Annotated in this window: 5 protein-coding genes; 2 read left to right on the plus strand and 3 right to left on the minus strand. The window is 59.9% G+C overall.

Annotated features, from left to right (window positions below):
* Both NUW23_02230 and NUW23_02235 read left to right on the plus strand, forming a co-directional pair.
* Positions 1-1068: Gfo/Idh/MocA family oxidoreductase (locus NUW23_02230; protein MCR4424994.1), on the plus strand; the 1068-nt coding region annotated here is incomplete at its 5' end.
* A 109-nt stretch (positions 1069-1177) separates the two neighbouring features.
* Positions 1178-1741 (plus strand): peroxiredoxin, encoded by a 564-nt coding sequence (locus tag NUW23_02235; GenBank protein ID MCR4424995.1) that lies wholly within the window; start codon positions 1178-1180, stop codon positions 1739-1741.
* A 112-nt stretch (positions 1742-1853) separates the two neighbouring features.
* On the opposite strand, the gene NUW23_02240 is transcribed toward NUW23_02235, so the two are convergent.
* From NUW23_02240 to NUW23_02250, 3 genes are all read right to left on the minus strand, one after another.
* Positions 1854-3830, minus strand: a complete 1977-nt coding sequence (locus NUW23_02240) for an aldehyde ferredoxin oxidoreductase family protein (GenBank protein MCR4424996.1) — start codon at positions 3828-3830, stop codon at positions 1854-1856.
* 152 nt (positions 3831-3982) lie between these two features.
* The gene (locus NUW23_02245) at positions 3983-4615 is read right to left on the minus strand and encodes a hypothetical protein (protein ID MCR4424997.1); all 633 of its coding nucleotides are present in this window, start codon (positions 4613-4615) and stop codon (positions 3983-3985) included.
* A 40-nt stretch (positions 4616-4655) separates the two neighbouring features.
* Positions 4656-6755: diguanylate cyclase (locus tag NUW23_02250; protein ID MCR4424998.1), on the minus strand; the 2100-nt coding region annotated here is incomplete at its 5' end.

Raw genomic sequence — 6755 nt, forward strand, 5'->3', positions numbered from 1 at the left:
CGCTTGCATTACCCGGCCTTTCAGAAGCTGTCCGATCTTTTCGAGATCGTCGCCGTCGCGGATCCGAACGAGGAGAGGCTCGGAGAATGGGCCGGCCGGCTCAATCTCGATCAGAGCGCAACATATGCCTCCTGGGAGGAGATGCTGCGACGGGACGATCTCGATGCCATCGACATCATGGTCCCGATCCCCGACAACTTCACTGTGACTGAGACAGTCGCCCAGAGGCTTTCGGAGAAAGGCAAGGTGAACAGAAGAGACCGGGGCATAATCTGCGAAAAACCCCTTGCCCCTACGATGGCGCAGGCGCGAGCGGCGAGGGATCTCGCCGAGAAATACCACATCCCGATCATGATTGCCGAGAACTACAGGTACAGCCAGGAGATTGATCTCATCAGGGACCTTGTCAGAACGGCCCGGGTGGGCCGGATCGTGTACTTCCTCCAGAACCGAGTACTTGACTTCCCCAACGACATGGTGGGGAACACGTTCTCCGCGAGAGAATGGAGGCAGCACCCGGATTTCCCCGGCGGGGCGTTCGCAGATTCTGCGCTCCACGACCTCGCAGCCCTCCGCCACATCTTTGGCGCAATCCGACAGGTTCACGCCTTCGGCCGCTCCCAGGAGGAGGATTTCTGCCCCTATTCCGTCATCATCGCCAACCTGCTTTTCGCGTCGGGCCTTCCAGGCCAGTTCGCGTTCTATTCAGCAGGGCGAGAGATGCAGCGCCCCCTTGTGGGATTGCGCATCTTCGGGACCGAGGGGATGATCTACCTGGAGGAGCGAAACGCAGGCGTGATCAACATCGCGCGAAACGACGGCACATCCGAACAGATTTCGTACGAGCCCCAGAAGGGGTTCGAGAACGAGCTGCTCAACTTCCACAAGGCGCTCTCGGGCGAAGAGTCTTTAAGCGTCACCCCGGAGATGGAGTTCGGGGACGTGAAGACGGTTCACAGCATACTCCGTTCCATAAGAGAAGAACGGGTGGTATCGGTGGACGAAACAACCAAGTACGGACCCCACCACGATGAGCGCGCGCAGCCTGAAGAGTGGTTCATACAGTAGCACCTTTCCCCGCTGAGGCGCACAACCCCCCACAACGAACCATACAATGCATCGAGCGATCCGGCCGGAGGGATCCGGCCGTTCTTCATTGTCAGGGGGTGTGCATGCCATGACTCTGCACCCTAGGGCGCCCGCCCCGTTCTTCGAGGCGGAAGCGGTTGTCGGGGGCCAGAGAACGCGGGTACGCCTGGAGGACCTGAGAGGCCGATGGGTAGTGCTGATGTTCTTCCCTTCGGCGTTCACATTCGTCTGACCGACAGAGCTGGGCGCGGTCGCGTCCATACAGAATAGGCTGTGGGAGCTTGGGGCCGAGGTTCTTGCGATCAGCACCGACTCAGTGTACGTGCACAAGATCGAAGGCATGATTTCGCCCAACGTCCGCCTTGTTCAATTCCCCGTGCTTGCGGACAGAAACGGGGCCATAGCAAAGATGTATGGGGTCTACAACTCCGACGCCGGCTGGGCCTATCGCGGCCTTTTCATCATAGACCCTCATCTCCGCATTCGGACGTTCATGGTCTACGATACAGACACCGGCCGGAGCACCCACGAGATCCTTCGGGCACTCGAGGCGCTTCAGTACGCGGACAGGACCGGACTGACAACGCAGGCAGACTGGGAACCTGGATGCGTCGGGATCAAGCGCGCCTGGGAGGATGTCGGGAAGTACTAGCGTTTTGCGCGCCTGTAATACTGTCACACCTCATGGCGCGACTGAGATAATGTCACCCATGAGGGAAAGGCAGGCCCACCCGCGTACGCCCCCAAACACCCTTAACCTGTATCTACTTCAACTCCAACTCCGAGAGCTTCTCCTGGGTGGGGACTCCGGTCTCCGGGTCCCAGCCCATCATGGCGTAGTAGGTGGAGATCGCCCGGTCCAGGACGTCGGGGTCGATTCTCTGCCCTTTTGAAGGCCCACCGGGCATAGGCTCGAACAGCCGCTCAGGAAGCGTGTCATGTTCGCGCCCAAAGCCCTCTCTCAGATTGAGAAGCCGAGCCATGGTGAGGGCTCGTTCTGAGGCTTTGAGAAGCTCCCAGAGGCTCGTGTCCCACCCAGTGGCGGCGCGGACTAGTTCAACGGTGTCAGTTACTGTGAGTGAACCTAAAGCTGGTCCGGCAAAATCGCATATTCCCAGGATGTTATCTAGTTGGCGCAGGAGTTGCAGGTACGCGACCATCCTGACCTTCCGAGGCCCGAGATCCAACGGGGACAGGGATTCCAGGATACCCAGAGGTGCTACGGAATTGAGGCCAAATCCCGGAGCCTGGAACACAGGGTCATGAGCAATCTCCATGTGGTCCGGTCCAGTGGGCGAGACCGCGTAGGCTAGACCCAACCCGACTTTGCCCCGGGGCTCGTGCATCCCAAGCTCCTGACCCTTCACGTGCATCACTAATCTCTCAGCACCACGCCCGATTACCTTCGCGGCAGCCAGAGCGCCTTCTCCCAGAAGCTTGCCGAGTCCACGCCTCTCGCAAATGGCCTCGACCATGGCGAGCATGGCGTCGGCGTTCCCGAACCTCAGTTCCACACCATCGGTGTCGTCCATTGTGAGAATCCCGTCCTCGAAGCACTCCATGGCAAACGCTATCGCGAGACCGGTGGATATGGTATCGATCCCATATTTGTTGCACCATTCGTTGCCCTTTGCGATTGCTTCGAGGTCCCGGACCCCACACGCGGACCCAAGTGCGGCTATGGTCTCATACTCCGGTCCGCCGTAAGCCGGGTCCACTTCATAACGGCCCGTGACCCGAACAGCCTTCTTACATTTGACGGGGCAAGCAAAGCAGCCTTCGCTCTTCTGCAGGATCGTATCGCGCATCCTTGGGCCGGATATGTCCTCCGCACCTTCGAACTGACCCTCGCGGAAATTCCTGGTTGGCAGAAGCCCCGTGGAATTCAGGGTCAGCACTCCTCTTGATGTTCCGATCTGGTTCCACTGGACACAGTTGGGATTCGTCTGCCATCGTGTGTTGAACGACCTGGCCACGTCCAGCACGCCACGCTTGTCGAAGAGCGGGATATCTCTTCTGATCCCCCTCACCGCAATGGCTTTCAGGTTCTTTGATCCCATGACGGCACCCATGCCGGTTCGGCCATTTGCGTGCTTGACGTTATTCAGGATGCATGCATATCGGACGAGCTTCTCCCCGCCCGGCCCAATGGTGGCCACACGAATGCGCTCGTCGCCCAGTTCAGCCTGGATCCGTGCCTGGGTATCCAGGGTCCCGAGCTCCCAGAGGCCGGATGCATCCCGCAGTTCAGCCTGGCCGTCACGGATCCAGAGATAGACCGGAGTCGACGACGCCCCTTGCACCACCACTGCATCGAACCCCGCGAATTTGAGTTCAGGGCCCCACCACCCTCCAGCCTCGGATTCCCCGTACGCGCCGGTAAGTGGGGACTTGGCGGCTACCGTGAATCTCGATGTGCCGGGCACCGGACACCCTGTAAGCACTCCCGTGGCAAACACGAGAATGTTCTCCGGACCCAGAGGATCCACACCCGGAGAGAGTTCCGACATGAGGTAGTGCAGCGCAAGCGAGCTGCCGCCAGGGTACTGCCGCCAGATGAGGTCCCCTGGCTGTTCCAGGGCCAGTGTCCTGGATGTGAGGTCCACTCTTAGTACTCTACCAACATAGCCGTAGCTCATCCTGTCCCCTCCGTTGCTGGAATTGCCGACCGCGCTCACCTCAGGCACCGGGACCGTCCTGCCCGAGAGCGAGACCGTTCGCTTCTCCACCGTCACTGCCATGCCTTTCTTTCACGGCACTTCGTGAACAGCTCGCGGATTCCTTCAACCTCCCCGCTCCAATGTTCTGCCAGCGAGCTGTACGCGGGAACGCGGGGTCATGATGACCCCGCGTTCCTGCATCCTGCTCGCGCCGTGCCCTCGTGTGATTAGGACTAGTTGGTCGGTGCCGCTGGCTGGACAAACCAACGGAACCCACGCCCCATCATTGTGGTCGGGCCCGGCTGGGTCGGCTGATAACCGAACCCAGCAGGGTGCCTGAACCCACCGGCCTTTCCACCCATCATGCTTCGGCCAATCATCCCCATGCTGCCGCGCCCGAACCCCGGTCTGCCGCCTTCAAGCATGGCCTTGAACCTGGCCGCCATTGCCTGCTTGAGGGCGTCCCCCTGCTCACTGGTGTAGACGCCGGCTGCGACCGCCTCATCAATGTACTTCTCGTATATTGCCTGGACCTTAGGCGCGAAAGCGGTTGGAGCGATGCCCGCCGCATACGCTATGGCTTCTACTCCCACTTTATCCGCCTTGGCCTTCTCGAGAATATCCTTTACTGATTTACCCTGCTCTTTGGCGAGCGCCGTCGCCGCGGCAAGTTCTCCGATGCCTGCTCCATCGAACATATACACCTTCAACTGATCCGCGGTGAGCCCTGTGATCTTGGCCCACACCGCAATCTCCTGGTCACCGAATGCGGCTGCCCCCATCCTACGTCCCCAGGCTGCCGAGGCCACCCCCGCAACGGTTAGAACCAGAATTGAGACCGCAGCGATTGTAATGAGCTTCTTCACTATTTGTCACGCCTCCTTGTCTTTCACATCTGAGCCTCTATCACTTAGGATGCGCGAGGCCGGTGAAAGTTCGAGGCGGCTGGGAACAGGCTGCCTCTCCCGCTAGGAGGAATCGCGTACTGCCGCGTACGATCCGAATGAAGAGATTGACCAGGGAGGGGTCGAACTGAGTGCCGGCACACCGCTCAAGCTCCGCAAGGGCAGCCTGGGGAGAAACCGGCGGTTTGTAGGGGCGTCCCTGGGTGATCACGTCGTAGGTATCTACGATTGCTATGATCCGGGCCGCGAGAGGAATCTCGTCACCCATCAGCCCGCGGGGATAGCCCGACCCGTCCCATCGCTCATGGTGGGAAAGGATAATCTCAGCGATGTGAGAGAGTTCGAAGGATGACTGGGCGATCCTGTATCCCGTCTCGGAGTGCTTCTTTATGACCTCCCATTCATCAGGAGTGAGGCTCCCTTTCTTGGTGAGAATGTGGCCGGGTATTCTTACCTTACCTATATCGTGGAGCGCGCAAGCCAGCACAATCTCGTCCAGCTGGCTTGGGGACAGGCCGATCGCCCGCCCCAGCTCGGTCGCAAGCTCCTGAAGACGTGTGGTGTGTTCTTCGGTCTCGTGGGTTCTCTCTGCGAGACTCTTTCGAAGGGAGAGAATCAGTGAATTCCTTGCGTCCGCCCCCTCGATGAGCTTGTTTCTATACATTCTTTCCTCTGCTTCCCGAAGCAGTATCGACACGCTGACAGACGCAGTATTCTTCGTCGCCGCCCCAAGCGCGATACTGAGTTGAATCGGGTCCGGATCCGCCTTCGCACATCCTTCCCGAATTCGGTCGCAGATCTCCAGCGCGGCTCTCTCAGTAGTGCTCGGCAGCACTATTACGAACTCGTCCCCTCCCCAGCGGGCAATGATATCCTCCCGCCTGCAGGCATCCCGCAGGACCCGGGCCATGTTCGCGAGCAGCCTGTCGCCGCAGTCGTGGCCGAGGGTATCATTCACAAGTTTGAGGCCGTTCAGGTCCCCCATGATGAGGCTGAGTGGCAGGCAGTCTTGGTTGTCGAACCGCTTCAATTTCTCTTCCAGATACGCGCGGTTGTGGAGCCCTGTGAGGGCATCGTGGAAGCTGAGAAACCTGATCTTCTCTTCCGCCCTTCTCTGATCCGTAACATCACGGAACACGCTGAAGAGTCCGCTGAATTCGCCCCGCGCGTCATACCGGGGCCGGTCCGACACGATGACTGTGCAGGTCTCGCGGTTCGGTCTTTCAACACGGATCTCGTACACCCCGGGCTGGACATGTGAGGCCTCGCATGTCCTGGCCCGAATGGCCGTGAACGTTTCCTCGTCCGTGAACTCGCTGAGGCTCCGCCCGACTAGTTCCCCAGGAGGAACCCCGAAGATCTGGTGCAGGGCGGGGTTTGCCAGGGTGAAGCGAAGATCTTGATCCAGGGCAGCAACGCCTTCCCCTTGGGTCTCTATGATGGCGCGATGGAGTTCCTCGCTCTGCCGGAGGCTCATCGCCATTCTCTCGATTTCCTGAACGCCGCCTTCCACCGATTGAAGAAGTCCGTTTATGCACCGTCCGAGCGTGGAGACCTCGTCGTCGCCGAACACCTCCACTCGGTTGCCCAGATCAGAGCTGCCGGCTATCCTGTTCACCGCCTGGCTCATCCTGCTGATACGGGACACGACTGCGGCATCGATGGCCGCCCCGGCCCCTGCCATGACGAATAGCCCCGCCGCAAAGAGAACACCGGCGAGGAGATCGACGGTCATCTGCCCCTGTCTGAGTATGTCGCGGGGGAGTCCGAGCCTGAGGATGAGCGTGGGTTCGCCGTAAAGGTCTTCGATGACCGAGTACCCCGCAACCGTATTGGGGTCCAGTGGCCTGACTAGCAACTTCGTTCCGTCAACAAGAAGAGCATCCCGGGCAGCCTGGTAGTCTAAGGGAAGGCTGGAACCATCCAGTACCAACAGGTCCAAATCAGACCCGGTGACGGCCGCAAGCGCGTCGATGAGGGTCCGGTCGAGACGGCGGACGAAAGTCAAAGTGCCCCGGGCCGGGGCAGTCGCTTCGCTGTTGGTGATGGCATGGGCGCAGATGAGCACCGGTCCGTCAGGCATAAGGAGGATCCCGCTCAC

This window comes from Bacillota bacterium, from assembly GCA_024655925.1.
In the GTDB taxonomy this organism is placed as follows: domain Bacteria; phylum Bacillota; class DTU025; order DTU025; family JANLFS01; genus JANLFS01.

Bases quoted from the DNA above. Each gene is read 5' to 3' on its own strand.
- NUW23_02240 (MCR4424996.1), bottom strand. From the start codon at position 3,830: ATGGCAGTGACGGTGGAGAAGCGAACGGTCTCGCTCTCGGGCAGGACG.